14 protein-coding genes are annotated in these 20309 nt (G+C 42.5%); 1 reads left to right on the top strand and 13 read right to left on the bottom strand.

What is annotated here, in order from left to right; all coding sequences use genetic code 11:
* Positions 1-26: 26 nt before the first annotated feature.
* The 9 genes from gltB to FTU12_RS08200 form a co-directional block, all read right to left on the bottom strand.
* Entirely contained in the window at positions 27-4502 is a 4476-nt protein-coding gene (gltB, locus tag FTU12_RS08240; protein ID WP_180114146.1) for a glutamate synthase large subunit, read from the bottom strand.
* 446 nt (positions 4503-4948) lie between these two features.
* Positions 4949-5788, bottom strand: coding sequence for a hypothetical protein (locus FTU12_RS08235; RefSeq protein ID WP_180114145.1), 840 nt, complete (start codon positions 5786-5788; stop codon positions 4949-4951).
* Between the two features lie 7 nt (positions 5789-5795).
* Positions 5796-6878, bottom strand: coding sequence for a 3-dehydroquinate synthase (gene aroB, locus FTU12_RS08230; RefSeq protein ID WP_180114144.1), 1083 nt, complete (start codon positions 6876-6878; stop codon positions 5796-5798).
* A 14-nt stretch (positions 6879-6892) separates the two neighbouring features.
* On the bottom strand, positions 6893-7438 hold the full coding sequence (gene aroK / locus FTU12_RS08225) for a shikimate kinase AroK (protein ID WP_078189378.1): 546 nt from the start codon (positions 7436-7438) through the stop codon (positions 6893-6895).
* A 36-nt stretch (positions 7439-7474) separates the two neighbouring features.
* The gene (gene pilQ / locus FTU12_RS08220; protein ID WP_180114206.1) at positions 7475-9586 is read right to left on the bottom strand and encodes a type IV pilus secretin PilQ; all 2112 of its coding nucleotides are present in this window, start codon (positions 9584-9586) and stop codon (positions 7475-7477) included.
* A 61-nt stretch (positions 9587-9647) separates the two neighbouring features.
* Positions 9648-10175: a pilus assembly protein PilP gene (locus tag FTU12_RS08215; RefSeq protein WP_180114143.1), complete on the bottom strand. Its 528-nt coding sequence runs from the start codon at positions 10173-10175 to the stop codon at positions 9648-9650.
* Positions 10172-10894 (bottom strand): type 4a pilus biogenesis protein PilO, encoded by a 723-nt coding sequence (locus FTU12_RS08210; protein WP_180114142.1) that lies wholly within the window; start codon positions 10892-10894, stop codon positions 10172-10174. Before FTU12_RS08210 ends, FTU12_RS08215 begins: the two co-directional genes overlap by 4 nt.
* The gene (locus FTU12_RS08205) at positions 10891-11577 is read right to left on the bottom strand and encodes a PilN domain-containing protein (RefSeq protein ID WP_111884138.1); all 687 of its coding nucleotides are present in this window, start codon (positions 11575-11577) and stop codon (positions 10891-10893) included. The genes FTU12_RS08210 and FTU12_RS08205 overlap by 4 nt, the downstream gene beginning before the upstream one ends.
* Positions 11577-12635, bottom strand: coding sequence for a pilus assembly protein PilM (locus FTU12_RS08200; RefSeq protein ID WP_078189383.1), 1059 nt, complete (start codon positions 12633-12635; stop codon positions 11577-11579). Before FTU12_RS08200 ends, FTU12_RS08205 begins: the two co-directional genes overlap by 1 nt.
* A gap of 165 nt (positions 12636-12800) precedes the next feature.
* Between FTU12_RS08200 and ponA the strand changes: the two genes are divergently transcribed.
* Positions 12801-15341 (top strand): penicillin-binding protein PBP1a, encoded by a 2541-nt coding sequence (ponA, locus tag FTU12_RS08195; RefSeq protein ID WP_180073458.1) that lies wholly within the window; start codon positions 12801-12803, stop codon positions 15339-15341.
* A 53-nt stretch (positions 15342-15394) separates the two neighbouring features.
* Here the strand turns inward: ponA and FTU12_RS08190 are convergent, their stop codons facing one another.
* The 4 genes from FTU12_RS08190 to FTU12_RS08175 form a co-directional block, all read right to left on the bottom strand.
* A complete protein-coding gene (locus FTU12_RS08190) occupies positions 15395-16198 on the bottom strand; it encodes a putative RNA methyltransferase (RefSeq protein ID WP_180021660.1) in 804 nt (267 codons plus the stop codon).
* Positions 16199-16275: 77 nt separating this feature from the next.
* A complete protein-coding gene (gene mraY, locus FTU12_RS08185) occupies positions 16276-17394 on the bottom strand; it encodes a phospho-N-acetylmuramoyl-pentapeptide-transferase (protein WP_078189386.1) in 1119 nt (372 codons plus the stop codon).
* Entirely contained in the window at positions 17394-18803 is a 1410-nt protein-coding gene (gene murF / locus FTU12_RS08180) for a UDP-N-acetylmuramoyl-tripeptide--D-alanyl-D-alanine ligase (RefSeq protein ID WP_180114141.1), read from the bottom strand. The genes mraY and murF overlap by 1 nt, the downstream gene beginning before the upstream one ends.
* 9 nt (positions 18804-18812) lie before the next feature.
* The gene (locus tag FTU12_RS08175; protein WP_180114140.1) at positions 18813-20309 is read right to left on the bottom strand and encodes a UDP-N-acetylmuramoyl-L-alanyl-D-glutamate--2,6-diaminopimelate ligase; all 1497 of its coding nucleotides are present in this window, start codon (positions 20307-20309) and stop codon (positions 18813-18815) included.

Genomic DNA, 20309 nt, shown 5'->3' with positions numbered 1-20309 from the left:
TGCCTATCAAATCTGCAGTAGTGGAATTATTGTGGATCAGCTTGAGTTGTTTTCAACAAAGTCTGCAAATTAGCAGCTTTTGGTTTCACAAGCCAGAATTTGCGGCTATAGAAGTCAAACTCGTTGCGGATCTTATACGCCCAAGCACTACCTGTTTCTTTAATATGTTCATCTAAGATACGGCACAAGAACTCTTTGTGTTCTTCCATCGATTCTGTAGAGATACGGTTCAATTCAATCAGTTCGTGGTTGTAATGGTCAACAAAGTCATTATCAAGGTCGAGCACATAAGCGAAACCGCCTGTCATACCCGCACCAAAGTTATGACCCACTTTACCCAATACAGTCACGATACCACCTGTCATGTATTCACAGCAGTGGTCGCCTGCACCTTCAATCACAGCAAACGCACCTGAGTTACGTACTGCAAAACGCTCGCCTGCTGTACCTGCTGCAAACAATTTACCGCCTGTTGCACCATATAAACAGGTGTTACCAATGATTGCAGTATTTTGCGTTTGGAATGGTGAACCTTTAGGTGGGAAGATCGAGATACGACCGCCAGCCATACCTTTACCCACGTAGTCATTCGCATCGCCCTCTAGGCTGATGTGTAAACCACCTGCGTTCCAAACACCCAATGACTGACCTGCAGTCCCTGTTAATTTAACTTTAACAGGATGCGCTTCCATGCTGAGGTTGCCATAACGTTTTGCAATCTCACCTGAAATACGCGCGCCAATTGAACGGTCACAGTTACCAATAGTGAAACCGTATTCACCGCCTGTACCTGCTTCAATCGCTGGCAGCATTTCAGCTACCATTTTTTCAGCCAAGAGACCTTTATCAAATGGTGCATTGCCTTGTACTTCACAGTACTGTGCTTTACCTTCTGCCGCAGGATGCGATTGGAGTAATGCGCTCAAATCAAGGTGTGCATGCTTTTCAGTTTCACCCGGAAGCATTTCCAGTAAATCTGTACGGCCAATCAAATCTTTCAGACTTGAAACGCCTAGCGCTGCTAACCATTCACGTGTTTCTTCCGCAATAAAGTGGAAGAAATTGATCAGCATTTCAGGCTCACCGATATAGTGTTCCTGACGTAAATGATCTTGTTGTGTTGCAACACCGGTCGCACAGTTGTTTAAATGGCAAATACGTAGGTATTTACAACCTAATGCGATCATCGGTGTAGAACCGAAACCGAAACTTTCTGCCCCTAGAATCGCCGCTTTCACAACGTCTAGACCTGTTTTCAAGCCGCCATCAGTTTGTACACGGACTTTGCCACGCAGGTCATTCACACGTAGCGCCTGATGCGCCTCAGATAGGCCAAGCTCCCATGGAGAACCTGCATGGTGAATTGAAGAAAGTGGAGAAGCCGCTGTACCACCGTCATAACCAGAAATGGTAATGAAGTCTGCGTATGCTTTTGCTACACCTGCCGCAATCGTACCGACACCCGGCTCAGAAACCAGCTTAACGGACACCATCGCCTGTGGGTTAACCTGTTTTAAATCGAAAATTAACTGTGATAAATCTTCGATTGAGTAGATGTCGTGATGCGGCGGCGGAGAAATTAATGTCACACCCGGTACTGAGTAACGTAAACGTGCAATTAAGCCATTCACTTTACCGCCCGGCAACTGACCACCTTCACCTGGTTTTGCACCTTGTGCCACTTTAATTTGAAGGACTTCTGCAGAAGTTAGATATGCAGGGGTCACACCAAAACGGCCAGATGCAATTTGTTTGATTTTCGAGTTACGAATGGTACCGTAACGCGCAGGGTCTTCGCCGCCCTCACCTGAGTTCGAGCGACCACCAATGGTATTCATAGCGATTGCAATAGCTTCGTGCGCTTCAGGCGATAATGCGCCTAAAGACATCCCAGCCGAGTCAAAACGTGGCAGAATCTCTTCTACGGATTCAACTTGATCGAGTGCAATCGATTGATCTGTTTTCAGTTTGAATAAGTCACGAATCGTCGCGATTGGACGGTTATTCACTAGCTCTGCGTATTCTTTAAAGTCCGCATAATTACCAGAACGCACAGATTTATGCAGCGCATTGATCACATCTGGGTTAAATGCGTGATATTCCTTACCGAATACAAATTTCAGCATACCGCCTTGATCGATTGGCTTACGTGATTTCCACGCCAAATCTGCCAATTTTTTCAAGTCATTTTCTAGATCAGAGAATGTTGCGCCTTTAATACGGCTCGGTACGCCAGTAAAGCATTTTGCAACCACTTCATCAGAAAGGCCGACCGCTTCAAACAACTGACCGCCACGGTAAGAGGCAACAGTAGAAATACCCATCTTAGAAAGGACTTTCAATAAGCCTTTCTCAATACCTTTACGGAAGTTCGCTTGCGCATGAATTGGGTCACCCAACAATTCGCCTTTCGAGATCAAGTCATTAATCACGTCATATGCAAGGTAAGGATAGATCGCTGTCGCACCGAAACCAAGAATCACCGCAAACTGGTGTGCATCACGTGCTAAACCAGTTTCGACAATGATGTTGGCATCTGTACGTAGACCTACATTGATTAAATAGTGGTGAACCGCGCCAGTTGCCATCAATGCATTTGCAGGTAAGAAACCTTGACGGATTTTCTTATCAGACAATACAAGCAATGTTTTTCCGTCGCGAATCGCTTGCGCAGATTCTTCACAAATACGCGCGATGGCAGCTTCTAAGCCTTCATCTTCTGCATAGTTCAGGTCGATATCTGCAATCTCGTAACCTTTACGACCAAGGGTACGGATTTGATGCATTTTCGAATTTGACAGTACTGGGCTTGAAATGATCAGACGATCTGCATGCTCTGGACCTTGTTCAAATACATTTTGTTCACGGCCGAGGCATGTCTCTAACGACATTACGATCGATTCACGTAATGGATCGATTGGCGGATTCGTAACCTGAGCGAACTGCTGACGGAAGTAGTCAGACACATGGCGCACCTGACGAGACAATACTGCCATTGGCGTATCATCACCCATTGAGCCCACGGCTTCCTGACCACTTTCAGCGATTGGACGAAGCAATTGGTCACGTTCTTCAAATGTCACCATGAACATTTTTTGTGAAGCTTTCAGGTCATCACCTTTTAAGCCTTGATCACATAAATATTCTTCTAGCTCTGGACTACCTTGCACACGTACTGAGTTTTCACGTAACCACTGACGGTACGGACGCATACGTTTGAGGTGATTACTCACATCTTGAGTATCGAGCATTTTTCCGGTAAAGGTATCGATCACCAAGATTTGACCCGGACCGACACGACCTTTAGACACAACGTCTTCTGGTTCATAACCCCAAACACCAATTTCTGATGCCAATGTGATGTAACCATTTTTGGTAATTACCCAACGTGCTGGACGTAAACCATTACGGTCAAGCATACAAATCGCATGACGACCATCTTGAATTACCAGACCTGCTGGACCATCCCATGCTTCCATATGCTTCGAGTTGAATTCGTAGAATGCACGTAAGTCCGCATCTAAAGTTTCAACGTTTTGCCACGCTGGTGGAACCAACATGCGTAGCGCACGGAACAAGTCCATACCGCCACCGACAAGGATTTCCAGCATATTATCTAAGCTTGAAGAATCCGAACCTGTACGGTTTACGATTGGATTCAGCTCAGTTAAACCCGGCAATAATGGGTTTTCAAATTTTGGTGTACGTGCCATCGCCCAGTTACGGTTGGCGGTAATGGTATTGATCTCACCATTGTGTGCTAAGTAACGGAACGGCTGAGCCAATGGCCAACGCGGCAAGGTATTGGTTGAGAAACGCTGATGGAATACAACAATGTGTGACTTTAAACGCTCATCAGCAAGATCGGTATAGAAATCAGCAATGGCTGCTGGCATCATCAAACCTTTATAGCTGATCACAGTTGAGCATAAAGTGGTTACATAGAAGTATGGGTCAGCAGTCAGCTGTTGTTCTGCACGACGACGTGCCATCACCAACTTACGGTTGAATTCAACCTCTGAAACACCCATTGGGCAATTCACGATAATTTGTTCAAAGGCAGGTAATGACTGCATCGCGATTGAACCCAACGCATCGTTATTGGTTGGCACAACACGCCAAGCGATGACTTTACAGCCTTCGTCTTCGATTTCTTTGGTTAAAATTTGTTTTGCATGTGCGGCTAATGCAGGGTCTAGGTTTAGAAATACCGTACCTACAGCAAAGATTTCACTCAATGTAATGTCACTGAGTTTTTTCGCTTCTTCACGGAAAAATTCTTTTGGCATAGCAAGGAGTAGACCACAGCCGTCACCGGTTTTACCATCTGCGGCAATACCACCACGGTGGGTCATACAACTTAAACTATGCATTGCGGTTTTGACGAGATCATGGCTTGCATCACCCTGCATATGGGCGATTAAACCGAAACCACAGTTATCTTTAAACTCATCCGGTTGGTATAAACCTTGAGCGGGAGCTACAGTATTAGGCGATGGCATGTGCATAGCGTACCCTTCTTTTCTTTACAGCTCTTTCGAGCACTTAACAAACTAATTTCTTGTTGCGATTCGTCTTAACTTACTCACATGAATTGTTCTGTCGAGCAAAATTATTTCTTATTCACACCCTTAAGATAAACCGAATTCATCTTTGATGCATGAATAAAAAGTCAAATTTTCTGCTTTTGCAGTTCAGATCAGGGATAACGACTGGATTAATGACTTCGCACTTTTATCGAATCATTTTCGCGCCAAAACAGGGAGAAAAGTTCAATTTACGCACCAATTAAGCAATTTATATGCCAACTTGATGCATTTTCTCCTAAGATGGCTGATTACAAGCATTTTTTAGTTATAACAAATAATTCAAATTGTTCTTTTTTTATTTTATGCACTTTTTCTGTGCAGTTTAAGCTTTTCCTAAGACGTCTTGCGCTATTTTAGAACTAATTAAAAGGATCGGTTACTTCTTGTTCTACCGGTGCAGGTTTTGGACGTGGTGCATCTACACTACTTTGTGATTTTTGCACATCAATCACATTCCCTTCAGCATCACGGCGTGTCACCGTAGTACTTGTCGTTGCATTAGTGGGTGTTGTTACCGTCGTTGCAGCCGCTGCTTTTCGTGCGGCGATTTGAGCTTCATCAATTTTCGGTAAAGGTACAGATTTTAATTTAACAGCATATAACTTTTGACTCGACGACATTTCTTCCGTGCCTAAGTCATTCACATATGCTTGATATTGTTTAAATTCAACAACCTCAGGTTTGATTGAAGCAGGCAAAGCGATGTTGAGGCTCGACATTGCAGCTTTGGCATCATTTTGCGACGAATATGGTCCTGTTAAAATGACGTATTGCTCAGGATGGTCTTCACCAGAAAGACGTAGATAAATAAATTTGTGACGCTCAGGCTGCTTACGTAAGAAGCTTTTTAAAATATCTTCTTCAGAAACCCGAAATAATTCAACACCATAAAGTTTGGCAGAATCATTGATAAATTTAGTGCCGCGAAATTCTGGCTCATGTTGAGCTGTAGCAACCACACGTGTCGTCATATCCAGCGGACGCACTTCTTCATTTAATGCACCAAGATGGGACATTGCCGCCACTTTCTCGGGCTGAATTTGCAAATCCACTTCAGTTTCAGCTTGTTTTTCAACTTCAACCAATTCTTTGGTATCTGTAATCGCCCAGAAAACCAATGCAGCGAACAGACACACAGCTCCACCCACCAACCATGTGTAGTGATGAACTTTTTGCCATTGAGACTGCCGCGCTGCCATGATGTACCTACTCTGCCTGATTTGCCAAAATTGCCTGTTTCATTAACTCAACATCAAACTCTTTGGTGATGATGGCCTGACCTAATGATTTCAGTAAAATAAGTCGTAATTGCCCATTCAATACTTTTTTATCATGGGACATATACGACAAAAATTCCTCTAGCGGAATTTTAGGGCAAACTATCGGTAATTGTGCACGTAAAATGATTTTTTTTGTACGTTCTAAATCTTCAGCAGTGATCCAGCCCATACGATGGGACAAATCTGCAGCCATTACCATTCCTGTTGCAACAGCTTCACCATGCAACCATTCACCATATCCTAAGTACGATTCAATCGCATGACCAAAGGTATGACCCAGGTTTAATAACGCACGCTCACCTTGTTCTTTTTCGTCATTGGCCACAATACGCGCTTTATGGGCACATGAACGATAAACCGCTTCAGCCAACAAAGTTGCATCACCTGCAACTAAAGCATCCATATGCTGTTCAAGCCAAGTTAAGAATTCAACATCACCCAACAACGCATATTTGATCACTTCAGCCAAACCTGCAGAAAGTTCACGCACTGGCAAAGTTTTTAATTGCGCCATATCCGCAAGGACCACTTGGGGTTGCTGGAAAGCGCCAATCATGTTTTTACCCAGTGGATGGTTTATCCCAGTTTTGCCACCAACACTTGAATCCACTTGAGAAAGTAAAGTCGTCGGCACTTGAATAAAATACACACCGCGTTGATAGCATGCAGAGGCAAAACCGGTCATATCTCCAATAACACCACCACCTAATGCCAAAACCGTACAATCGCGGTTAAAGCCTGCTTCGAGCAAGGCATCAAAAATTAAATTCAAATGGTCTAAATTTTTATACTTTTCACCATCAGGCAAAATACATGTCGCAACAGTTTTCCCTAATGCCTCAATTGCTTCTACATAATGTTTTAAATAGAGCGGGGCAACTGTGGTATTAGAGACAATCATTACTTGTTTACCCTGAATATAAGGCTCAAGTAAAGTTTGTGGATTAAGGTCACTCCCAATAAAAATAGGGTAGCGACGATCACCGAGTTCAACATGTAAGGTTTGCATGAATTTAACCTTTTCTAACGAGATATATTTTGTGAAACAATTAAATTAAAAATTTTTTGCGCAAGATCTCTCGCGGCACCTTGATTGGTTTCAATAATATAGTGCGCGACTTCACGATAAAGAGGATCACGGGCAGCCAATAAATCTCGTAGCTTTTGCTCTGGATTTTCCACTTGAAGAAGTGGGCGATTTTTGTCGCGGTAGGTTCGTTGTAACTGAATTTCCACCGGAGTATAGAGATAAACAACAATACCACGTTGTTTTAAAAATTCACGATTTGGGGGCTGAGTCACAGCACCACCACCAGTCGCCAAGACCAGTTGTTTCTTTGCAGTTAACTCATCAATGACATTCGTTTCACGACTTCTAAAGCCTTTTTCCCCTTCCTTTTCAAAAATCCAAGGAATGGTCGCACCTGTTTTTCGTTCAATTTCATGATCACTGTCTAGAAATTCACGTCCTAACAATTCTGCTAAATGTCGCCCTACGGTTGTTTTTCCTGCCCCCATTGGCCCTACCAAATAGATATTTGGTAGGGTTTCAAACTCTTTGCTTGGCAAGGAGTCACCTATTTCTTTTGTTAAATTGAAAATATATTAATGATTTCTCGTAACACTGTCATTAACAATTCGCGGAGTAACAAAAATCAGCAACTCATTTTTTGCATCGCTTTTCATATCTTTACGGAATAAGCGACCCACATAAGGAATATCACCTAAGAACGGTACTTTAGTTTGCTTACTTTGTGTTTCCTGATTAAAAATACCGCCGAGCACAACAGTTTCACCATTGTTGACTAAGACATCGGTATTAATTTCATTTTTATTCAGGATAATTTCACCATTATTGGCATACCCTGCTGGTGAATCACTTTTGATATTCAGCTTCATTTGCACTTTACCATCTGGAGTGATGCTCGGTGTGACATCCAGACTCAATAGAGCTTCTTTAAATTCGGTAGAAGAAGTCGCATTTGAACCTGTACCCGTTGTGGTTTGATATGGAATTTCTTGACCTGATGCAACTTTGGCTTGTTGTTTATCCGCTGTCAGTACTTTTGGTGTGGAAATCACTTCACCATAACCATCCGCTTGTAAAGCAGAAAGCTCTAAATCCAACATAAAATCAGAAAGACTAATCAAACCAAACGCAATTCGACTCGCACCTGTAGTAGTCACACCTAAATCCACGTTTAAATTTTGAGGACGTTGAATGGTATATTTCCCATCATCATCCGGGGTTTTTAAGTCCCAAAGCGTAGTATCACTCCCACCCACCAATAAATGGTCATTTTGGTTAATCCCTTGAGACAAGAGCCCCCATTTCACACCCATTTCTTTGGTAAAGTCTGTAGACGCTTTCACAATACGCGCTTCGACCATCACCTGTTTGACTGAAACATCAAGCAAATCCACCATTTTACGAATTTGATCAATATTTTGCGCGGTATCATTGATAATCAGTGTATTTGTACGTGTATCTGCAGAAATTGTGCCTCGGGGACTTAATAAGTTGCCACGGTCCTCATCAGCATTATTACTATTAGACGAACCACTGTTCCCTGCTGTTTTAGACTGAGTAATAAGTTTTTCTATCTCAGCTGCTTTCGCATAGCTCAGCGTTAAATATTCAGTCTGTAATGGTGCCAACTTAATACTTTGGCGTAAGGCTTTCGCTTCTTCTTCTTCGGCTTTGATCAATTCAGAAACAGGTGCAATCCAAATCACATTACCATTACGACGCTTATCTAAATTTTTGGTTTTCAGTACGATATCTAAGGCCTGATCCCAAGGCACATCTTTCAAACGAAGTGTAATATTCCCTTGTACTGTATCAGCAGCAACCATATTGATTTCAGTGAAATCAGCCAAAAGTTGTAGCACACGGCGCACTTCAATATCTTGGAAGTCTAAGGAAATCTTCTTGCCGGTATAATGGTTTGCGGCTTTAGGACGTAATGGATTTTTATCTTCCGGACGTTTTAAACTCACCGTTAATTTATTATCCGTTTGGTAAGCCATATATTCATAGCTACCCGTCGACTGAATGGTAATTACACCATTGCCGCCATCATTATGTGCATCAACCGTTGCAACAGGGGTTGCAAAATCATTGACATTTAAACGACGAGTCAAATGTGCAGGTACTTTATTACCTAAAGTACGAATCACCACTTTACTGCCTTGTTGTTGAACATCAACAGGTGTGTTTCCACCTAGTAAATCTACAACGACTTGACCCTCACCATTAGAACCACGATGGAAACCAATATTTGAGATACCCTGTTGCTGACGTTGTGCTGTAGGCTGAACAGAACTAGCAGCTTGTGCAGAATTAATTTTTAGAATGAAGGTATTACCTTCAACACGCGTGGTAAAAGCACCCGCATTGGCTAAATTCACTGTCAAGCGCGCACGTTGTGCATCTGAACTCACATCCACAGTGCTCGCTTCAGCCGTTGCAACAGGAATTGAACTTTGTTTTAAATTTTGCTGTGCTTTATCAAAGTCTAAAACCAGTCGTGATGGTTGATCGAGTTGATAAGCTTGTGGTTGCGGCGGTAAGCCATTAAACATCACGCGAATTTCAGTCCCTTGACCTGGAATTTGCATTGGTACCACATTGGTTACACTCACCTGAGCATTGGCAACTTGCATCATCGCCATTGCAACAGCCCCCATCGAAAACTGACGAAACACATGATTCATTGTATTGCCATCCCCAAAAATAAAATCTTGTACACTATTCTTCATTTTTATTCCTTTAAGCTTAAGGTGCTGGTCCAATTAATATGAGACTTCTAGGACGCTCTACATATCCTTCTCGCCCATCCGGAATAATCTCAATCAAATCAATTTGAGTCGGGGTAATATTTACCACTCGACCATGATTGAGCCCCATATAACTTCCACGTTGAATACGTTCAACTTCACCATCAGGTGTCTGAATCAAAGCTAAAATTTGCCCAGATTGGTTACGCAGACTTCCCTTCATATTTAAGGTTTCGAGTGCATAACTCTCTAAAGGTTGAGGCTGACGACTCAAGTTTGGATAAACACGTTTACCCGCCATGATTTTAAGTTCTGCTGCCAAGGAACTTGGCAAGAACGGACTTTTTAAAGAGTGCGCCGCATAGTTAAAAGTTTCGACAGGCACAAAATCTGGCGCAGGCTCAATCGCTAGTGGCGCTTGATTGCGTATATTTGCCATCTCTTGATTGACCACATCAATACGTGATTCACAACCTGCTAAAACAAATCCAACCATCACAGAAAGTGCCAATTTATTCATTTTCATTTTGGAGCCTCCTGTGTGCTTGCTGAATCTACAGCTTTCGCAGCACTTTCAGTATTTCCTTCGTAACGATATGTTTTAGCAGAAATTACATAATCAATTTTTGGAATATCTGAGTTCTTTTCTTTATTTTCAGTTGCTGTAATCGTTAAATTATGCAAAGTCACAATCCGTGAAAGCCCTGCAATACCACTCACAAATGAACCAAAGGCATGGTAATCACCTGTTGCTTCAATATGAATTGGTTGTTCCGTAAAGAATTCTTGCTTCACTTCAGGCTCAAGACGAATAATTTTAAATTTCAGTCCAGAATTCACACCAGTTAAGTTGATATCTTCAACCAAACCTGGAATTTCAGTTTCTTTCGGCAATTGTTCTAATTGTTGATTAAAACGTGCTTCCATATCCTGCAACTGCAATTGATATTGTTGCAAATTACGTAGTTTTGAATCTTTTTCACGAAACTCATTCAACAAATTTTGTTCTTGTGCATTGGCACTTGAAATAGCTTCAATCTTGCCTTTAATCGCCAAGAAATAGCCCAAAATTGCCACAAGAATAATGATAAAAATCCAACAGGTAATTTTGACTGAAATTGGCCAACTACCATAGTTATTCGGATCTAGCGTATTGAACTGCTGTACAAACTTATCAAAAGTCATTTTCTTTTTCGGAATGACAACAGCATCTTGATTCAATTGCTCAAATTCATCACGACTCATTTTGCAACCTCCGGAGTTGGTGTTGCTGCAGTTTGTGCGTCAGATGTTTGCGCCGATGAAGCTGACTGTCCTGCATTTGCTGCTGGATCATTAATGGTCGGCTGCGCAATTTGCTCCAAATCAGCAGTCACAGTAAATGCACCATAAGATTCTTCTATACGAGGAACCACAGAAGTTGGCGCTTTGTCTTTTTTCTCTTCAGCCACAAGGAATGAGCTCATGAAGGCATTACGATACCAAGGTGACGCTTCCAAATTACGCAGTAAATCTGCAACAGTATTTGGACTTTCTGCACGCCCTTCGATCATAAATTTGTCGCCATTACGCTCAAATTTTGTGATGTACATATTGGCAGGTGTCACACGAACCAATTCATCTACAAGATGTACAGCGATTGGACGTTGACCTTGTAAGCCTTGAATCAACTTCATGCGTTCAATAATGGCATTACGCTGTTCTTGTAAACCATCCAAAGACTTTAATTGAACATCTAAATTTTGGTTATGACTGATAATCAATTGGTTCGCTTGTTCTTGATCTTTTAATTTGTGATCAAAATACAACCATGTCAAACCAACCCCAATTACCCCAATTAAGAAAGCCCCAATACAAAGTGCAATAAATTCTTTTTTTCGTTTCTCTCTTAGCTCATCACGCCAAGGGAGCAAGTTAATTTTTGCCATTAATCAAAACTCCTCAATGCTAGACCGCATGCCACCATGAGTGATGAGGCATCATTTTCAATTTTTTTAATATCAATTTGAGGTGAAAAACCCATTTGTAAGAATGGATTGGCAATCGTGACGCGGTAACCCAATTTTTGTTGAAGTAGTTTTGCAAGCCCCGGAATATTGGCATTCCCCCCTGCCAATAAAATATGGTCAATTTCGTTGAACTGTGAAGATGAGAAGAAGAACTGTAAAGAACGCGCTGCTTGTTGCACGACAGCTTCTAAGAAAGGTTCTAAGACTTCAACATCATAATCATCTGGCAAAGCACGTGTTTTTTTCGCACGACCCGCTTCTTCGAAAGACAATGCATAGCGATTTTGAATTTCCTGTGTCAATTGTTTGCCACCAAACACTTGCTCACGGGTATAAATCACTTTGTTATTCTGCATGACAGATAAGGTCGTCATACTATGACCAATATCTAAAATGCCCACGGTATTTACACCCATTGGCAAAGTATCTGAGAAAACTTTAAATGCATTTTCAATTGCAAAGCTTTCTACATCGCCAATTTTTGGTGTCAGACCCGCAAGCTGAATAACTTCCGCACGCGCTTCAACATTTTCAATACGCGTAGCGACAAGTAAAACATTGACACGATTTGGATTAGATAGACGATCCGGCAAGACCTCAAAATCAAGGCTCGCTTCATCAAGTGGGAAAGGAATATATTGCTCAGCATCATCACGAATCTGAATTTCACGTTCATCATCGTTCATATCTGCGTCCATTTCGATGATTTTTGTAATCACCATCGATGTTGGAACCGCTAAAGCTGCATTAGTGGTCTGCGTATTGGCCAAATTAATTGCGCGCTCTAAACAGTCACCTACAGCTTCCGGATTCAATATGTTCTTTTCAACAACACTTCCTTCTGGTAACGGGACCAAAGCATAGCTTTCTACCCAATACCGTCCACTTTTTACAGAAAGTTCCAAAACCTTAACAGAAGTCGAACTAATATCTACTCCTATTAACCCCTTATTTGGCTTACGATATAACCTGAGCACAATATAATTCCTATTATTTTTTTATCCCCAAAAAAATTAACCCACTAATTAGCATTGGTCTATAATTTTATACAGATACAATAACTCATCTAACAATCCGTATATCGAAAGGATATACTGACCACCAATTAGTTTGCCATTAGCTCTTATTAAAACTTACTTGTTATGAAAAAGCTATCTTGTTCAGGCCTTGTTCATCCATTTTTTTTGGCCATTATTATTATTTTGGTCGCAATTCCAATGGGTTTCTATGGCATGTATCTCTATATTGCCCCGTCTTTGCCTGAAATGTCCATCTTAAAAAAGGCTCCATTATTAAAACCATTACAGGTTTATAGTGCTGATAATGAGCTGATTGCAGAATATGGTGGCAAACTTTCGGTCCCTGTAGAGTACGACCAAATCCCGTCTCATTTCATTCATGGCTTTTTAGCTGCGGAAGATTCTTCGTTTTTTGAACACAGCGGCATTAGTTTCAAAGGATTGGGGCGTGCCGTCAGTGAAAGTATTACCGGTTCCGATGTGCAAACCGGTGGTTCAACCATTACCATGCAGGTTGCAAAAAACTATTATCTGACTCCAGAGCGTACTTTAAAACGTAAACTGACCGAAGTTTTCCTTGCTCGAAAAATTGAACAAAATCTAAGTAAAGAAGAAATTTTAACGCTGTATGTCAACAAAATCTTTTTAGGAAAAAATGCCTACGGGATCGCAGCAGCAGCAAAAATTTATTATAACAAGAGCCTGCAAGATTTAAGTTTGGCTCAAATGGCAATGATTTCAGGCTTACCTAAAGCACCTTCAAAATACAATCCTGTAGCCAACCCAAAACGTGCTTTAGAACGTCGTAATTGGATTTTAGGACGTATGTTGCAATTGGGTTATATCAATCAATCTGAATATCAAAAAGCGATTGCTGAACCAATTAATCTCGATATGCCTGACCGTGGGGTCAGCAATAAATTTCCCTATGTAGGCGAAATGGTTCGCTCAGAATTAGTCGAAAAGTTTGGTGAACAAGCGACGGATTCTGGCTATAAAGTCTACACCACTATCAACAGCCAACGCCAAGCCTATGCTGAGCAGGCTGTACAAGAGGGTCTCGAAGCTTACGATAGACGACATGGTTGGCGTGGTGCAGAAGCACATGATGAACCCTTAAAAAACTTTATTCCATATGCCAACACCTATCCTGCCGAAGTAACCAAAGTCAACAACACCAGTATCGTAGTGTTGATGCAAGACGGCAGTAGTGTGACAGTTCCATGGTCAGGTTTATCTTGGGCACGCCCCTATCGCAATGCCAATAGTGTAGGCAATGCGCCTAGCAAAGCCTCTCAAATTGTAAAAGTAAAAGATATTATTCGCCTACGTCCGAATGCGGACAAAAGCTCATGGGCTTTGGTGCAAATCCCCAAAGCGCAAGGTCAATTAATTGCACTTAATCCCAATAATGGTGGTATTGAAGCCATTGTGGGTGGTTATAATTTTTATCAATCTAAATTTAACCGTGCTCTACAAGGCTGGCGTCAGCCGGGTTCAACCATTAAACCCTTTGTTTATGCTTTAGCACTTGAACGTGGCATGACTCCGTATTCCATGGTCAATGACAATCCAATTACGATTGGCAAGTGGACGCCTAAAAACTCTGACGGTCGCTATTTAGGGATGATACCTCTACGCCGTGCCCTCTATTTATCACGTAACACAGTTTCAGTACGCTTATTACAAGTCGTCGGGATTGAACGTACTCGCCAATTATTTATGGATTTTGGCTTACAAGAAAACCAAATTCCACGTAACTACACCATTGCTTTAGGTACCCCACAGGTGTTGCCGATTCAAATGGCGACAGGTTATGCGACTTTTGCCAACGGTGGATATCGTATTCAACCCCATTTTATTAGCCGTATTGAAGATGCTTATGGCAAAGTCATTTATCAAGCCAATCCTGAATATGCATGTATTCAATGTATCAATCAAAAGGACGAAGTTGAATCTGCAGATCCGACCACGCCGGATGATGAAGTGATTGAAGTCACCAATCAGGATAACAAGCCCGCTGAATCAAAAATTTCCGATACTGAAGCAGCAAACTATAAACAAGCTCAGCGGATTTTGAAGTCAAGTTCAGCCTTTGATATGGCGAACATCTTGCGTGACGTGATCCAACACGGTACAGGTCGTGCGGCTTTAAAAATTGGTCGCGGTGATTTAGGCGGTAAAACCGGTACAACCAATGATGCAAAAGACGCGTGGTTTGCTGGATTTAATGGAAAATTGGTCACTGTGGCTTGGGTCGGTTTTGACCAACCCTCTACTTTAGGTCGCCGTGAATATGGTGGTGTTGCAGCATTGCCTATTTGGTCAGATTTTATGGCGAAATCACTTAAAGGCACACCTGAAGCTTGGGTGCGTTTAGACACCCATGCCAAGAATCCAATCAACCGTAATTCGGCTAAAGCGACTCAAGGTCAACCTGAACAAGATCGTGCAGCAACGCCACCAATGGCTCAACCGCTGTATCGTCCTGCTCCTGTTGCACCGAAGCCTCAGGCTTCGCAAAATGATTTTGACGACCTTCCTGGGTCTACTGAAACCAATCTTGCACCGACTCGAACTGCGCCTCCGCCAATGCAGCCTAAACCACAAGGTGCAGAGCATAAAACGGACGCACTTGATCATCTCATCGATCAAGTTCAGTAAATACTGCATAAAAAAAGCCCTCAAACGAGGGCTTTTTTATCACTTCCAATGCATTATTTCTTTTTAAAGAGATAAATTTGATACTGCGCTTGCAACTCAAATTGTTCATTTTTTTCTAGAGCTTCTCGACGCTCAGCTTTCACTTTATAGGCATAAGGTGTCATTGCAATTAAGTTTTTGAGATCCTGCTGAGAAAGTGACATTTTCGCTTGTACCACTTGCTCACTTTCCAATTCAAAATCATTCGCCAGTTGTTCCACAAATTTATGCGGTTCATGTAGTTTTACTTCTTCAAACAGGGCTTCACGCATTGCATAAAGATGCTCTGGCGCAGGTGTAACCACCATCAAGTGCCCTTCAGGCTTTAACACACGAAGGATTTCTTCTTGAGGAATAGGACTAAATAAACTCGTACACAAGTCAATCGAATGATCTAATACAGGTAAGGTTGCCCCTGTCCCAACCACCCAAGTCACCTCTTTATTCAGTTTAGCGGCCACTTGTACTGCATTTTTAGCAATATCGACACCCACACACTGTAATACTTCAGCTTGCATTGCATTGGTGTAATAGCCTTCACCACAGCCAATATCCAACAAGTTTTCAACACGTAACTTTTGAATCAAAGCCACTACTGCCTGTTGCAAAGGTGCATAGTGACCTGCACTTAAAAATGCTCGACGCGCCTGTACAGATTCAGGCGTATCACCCGGGTTTTTACTGTGTTTATGTTGAACCACATGTAAATTGACATAGCCTTGTTTTGCAACATCATAGCTATGATTATTTTCACAGCGCCATGTCCGCTCTGTGAGTTTCAATGCTTCACGGCATACAGGACACATCAACAGGTTCATCATTTACTCCACTATATTTTTGAAATAAAAAAACCGGCATCTGTGGGAGCAAATGCCGGTTTCGTTTATTTATTTGCTTAACGTAATTTTAAAGTCATTAGACCTAAAACTACCAGCATAATTGTAATAATCCAGAAACGAATCACCACCTGCGTTTCACGCCATCCCTTTTTCTCATAATGATGGTGCAGCGGTGCCATTAAGAATACGCGCTTATTCCGCATACGCAGTGAGCCAATTTGCAAGAAGACAGAAATAGCTTCAACCACAAAGACACCGCCCATAATGGCAAAAACGATTTCTTGACGAACCATGACTGCAATCGTACCGAGCATCGCACCTAGAGATAAGGCACCGACATCACCCATAAAGACTTGAGCAGGATGCGCATTAAACCATAAGAATGCCAAGCCAGCACCGATCATTGCCGCACAGATCACGACAAGTTCAGATGCATATTTCACATAAGGGATATGTAAATAATCAGCAAAACGGACATCACCAGCCAGATAAGCAAATACACCTAAACCTGCGGCAACCAAAACGATTGGCATAATCGCCAAACCATCCAAACCATCGGTTAAGTTCACAGCATTGGATGCGCCGTTAATCACCAAATAAGTAAAGACAATAAAGCCGATACCAAGTGGGATAATAGACAACGGAATGCTAATTTCTTTAAAGAATGGAATCAGCAGATCCAACATATTTGAAGTATGTACTGGGTTTGCTTGCTGTGTCGCAATCACATAGAGTGCAATACCAGCACCTAAAGATGCCACAGAAGTCCAAAAGAATTTCTTCTTCGCAGGCAGACCTGCATTGTCTTTATAACGGATTTTAATCCAGTCATCGGCCCAGCCAACAGCACCAAAGATCACCATCACGCCAAGTACAATCCATACATAAGGGTTTGAAAGATCGGCCCAAAGTAAGGTTGAAATCCCAATAGACAGTAAAATCAACACACCGCCCATAGTCGGTGTGCCCATTTTTTTGGCATGATTTTCAGGTGCAAATGAACTGACTGCCTGACCATATTTGAGAGCTTGCAATTTGCGGATCATCACAGGTCCAAGCAACAGACCAATGGCCAATGCCGTTAAGACACTGAGTAGTGAACGAAGCGTTAAATAACGAACAACCTGAAACGAGCTGTGATAACCCGCAAGCTGCTCAAATAACCATAACAGCATTAAAGTTTCTCCATCAATTCAGCCATCAAAGTTTCCATGTGGGTATAACGAGAACCTTTAAACAGGAAACTCATGGACTGAGGCTGATGTGTTTTGACTAGACTAATTAATAACGGTAAAGCCTGTTCTTGAGTAAGAAAGGCCTGTAATTTTTTACCATATTGTGTACTGCGCGCGCCTTCTTGCACAGCAGGTGAAAACTCACCGACAGCAACGACAAATTGAAGACCAGAGTGTGATACAAGATCACGTCCCAACATGTAGTGCTGCTGTGCAGCAGATGAACCTAACTCACCAATATCCCCAATGACCATGACTTTGATGCCATCTTGCTGCGCAAGTACATCAGCAGCAGCACGCATTGAGGTTGGATTTGCATTGTAAGTATCATCAATAAACAGATAATCTTTATGTTGAATAAAGTTTAGACGGCCTTTGGCCCCTGTCGCATGTTCAAGCCCCACAACGATATCATCTAAACTCACACCAATCGATAATGCGAAAGCTGCGGCTGCAGTGGCATTTTGCACATTATGTTCACCAGCAAATGGCAGTTGAACAGGACGTGCACCTTGTGGCGTATTTAAGATAAAACGTGAAGATTGAGCCTGAAGCTCCGTCTCAGTCGCAAAGACATCCCCGCCCTGACCAAAACTCATTACTTGCTCAGTTTGCACCGCTTGACGAATGGCATCTGTAAAATCATCTGCCGCAGGAACAATCGAAGTTCCTGTTTTCGCTATATGTGCATAAATTTCAGACTTGGCACGACAAATGCCATCACGCCCACCAAATTCACCCATATGAGCAGTGCCAATATTTAAAATACCGGCAACCTGAGGCTGTACCAAATTTGAGGTGTAATCAATTTCACCCTTATGACTGGCACCAAGCTCCATCACGGCATACTGATGTTCTGGACGCAACTCAAGTAACATCATCGGTACGCCAAGGTCATTATTTAAATTACCGCGCGTAATTAATGTTGGTGCAAGACGAGAAAGGATACTCCCGAGCATCTCTTTAGTCGTAGTTTTACCACTGCTTCCTGTCAAGGCAATGACTTTTAAAGCTGGGTTTTGGGCACGACGAAATGCACCCAAATGTCCAAGCGCCAAACGTGTATCTGCAACCACCAACTGATAAATATCCACATCGACCGGATGACTAACGATGGCAATTTCACACCCCTTTTCAGCCACTTGAGCAAGGAAGTCATGCGCGTCAAAGCGCTCACCTTTCAGGGCAAGAAAAGTATCGCCTTGCTCTGCATGACGTGAATCGGTCAAAATTCGTTTCACAGGACCTGTCGGCGCTTGATTGTTATGCCAGTGACCTCGTGTCGCTTGAACCAACTGTTCGGCAGTCCATGGTTCTAACGGAACAGTACTGGTCGTTGAAGTATGCATATCTGTTTCCTATTGCGCTGGATAAGCCGAGTCAGTGTTGTGATGCTGTGAATCAATCGCTGATTTCACTTCCACCACATCATCAAACCAATGTCGAACACCATCAATTTCTTGATAGTTTTCATGGCCTTTACCAGCAATCACCACAATATCACCCGCTTGCGCATGGTTGACTGCGAATTTAATCGCTTCACGGCGGTCATGGATTTCATGGACAGTTTTTCCAGTGAAATCAATACCAGCCTTCATATCTGCAAAAATTTGTTCTGGGTTTTCAGTACGTGGATTATCTGAGGTAATCAACGCAACATCTGCATGGTTTAATGCCGCTTGTGTCATCAATGGACGCTTACCACGGTCACGATCACCACCACAGCCAAACACCGCCCATAACTGTTGCGATACATGACGTTTTAAAGTCTGTAACACTTGAACTAAAGCATCTGGTGTATGTGCATAATCCACCACAAACAGGCGTTCATCATCACGAATCACTTGCATACGACCCGGTGCACCTTTTAACTCGGGCGCAGTTGCGATCAAGGCAGATAAGTCAAAACCCGCTTGCTCCGCTGAAATTAAGCTCGCCACAATATTTTCAATATTGAAGTGTCCCAATAATGGACTTTGCACCACAAATTCAGCTTGAGCAGTACGCAATTTAAATTGTGCGCCCGTTAAGCTGTATTGAATATCCGTCACTTGATAATCCGCAGCCTGACGCGTTGAATAAGTCAAAATTTTAGGCTGAGCCGGGTTTTGGCGTGCGGCATTCAGCATCACTTCTGCATGTTCATCATCGAGATTGATGACTGCAACTTTGAGCGATGGAAACTGAAACAAACGTGATTTCGCTTCAGCATAGGCTTCAAGGGTTTTATGATAATCCAAATGGTCACGACTTAAATTGCTATAAGCGGCAATTTCAATTGCACAGCCATTTAATCGACCTTGTTCTAAGCCATGCGAACTTGCCTCAATGGCAGCAAACTCTGCACCTTCAAGTGCATAGGTATGCAACGCATTTTGCATATGCAACGCATCTAAAGTGGTGTGAGAAGAGGCTTCTAAATTCGGTAAAATCCCGTTTCCAGTGGTTCCCATCACTGCACATTTTTTGCCTTGCAGCATGAGTAATTCAGCGATTAAACGAGAGATCGTGGTTTTACCATTGGTACCCGTCACTGCCAAAATTAGTGCAGCTTGAACCGGTTGAGTCGCCTGTAAATATTGCTTTTGCCACTGCCCCATCAATTGACGCACATCCGCGATCACGACACTTTGATCCAAACCCAAATCAGTTTCTGAAATGACCGCCAGCGCGCCATTTTCTAACGCTGTACGTGCAAATTGTGCTGTTTTTTCAGGTTGCGAAAACGAAGTCAGGGCAATAAATATTTGCCCTGCTGTAACTTTGCGACTATCCAGATTGAAGCCCTGAAAGGATTGCGACATCCATTCAGCGGGCTGTTCAACGGTGTATAGATCTTGAAACGTAATTTTCAT

Source organism: Acinetobacter sp. YH12063, from assembly GCF_013419715.1.
Lineage (GTDB): Bacteria > Pseudomonadota > Gammaproteobacteria > Pseudomonadales > Moraxellaceae > Acinetobacter > Acinetobacter amyesii.
The sequence above is the reverse complement of the archived record's forward strand: the minus strand, read 5'-3'. Positions and strand labels throughout refer to the sequence as shown.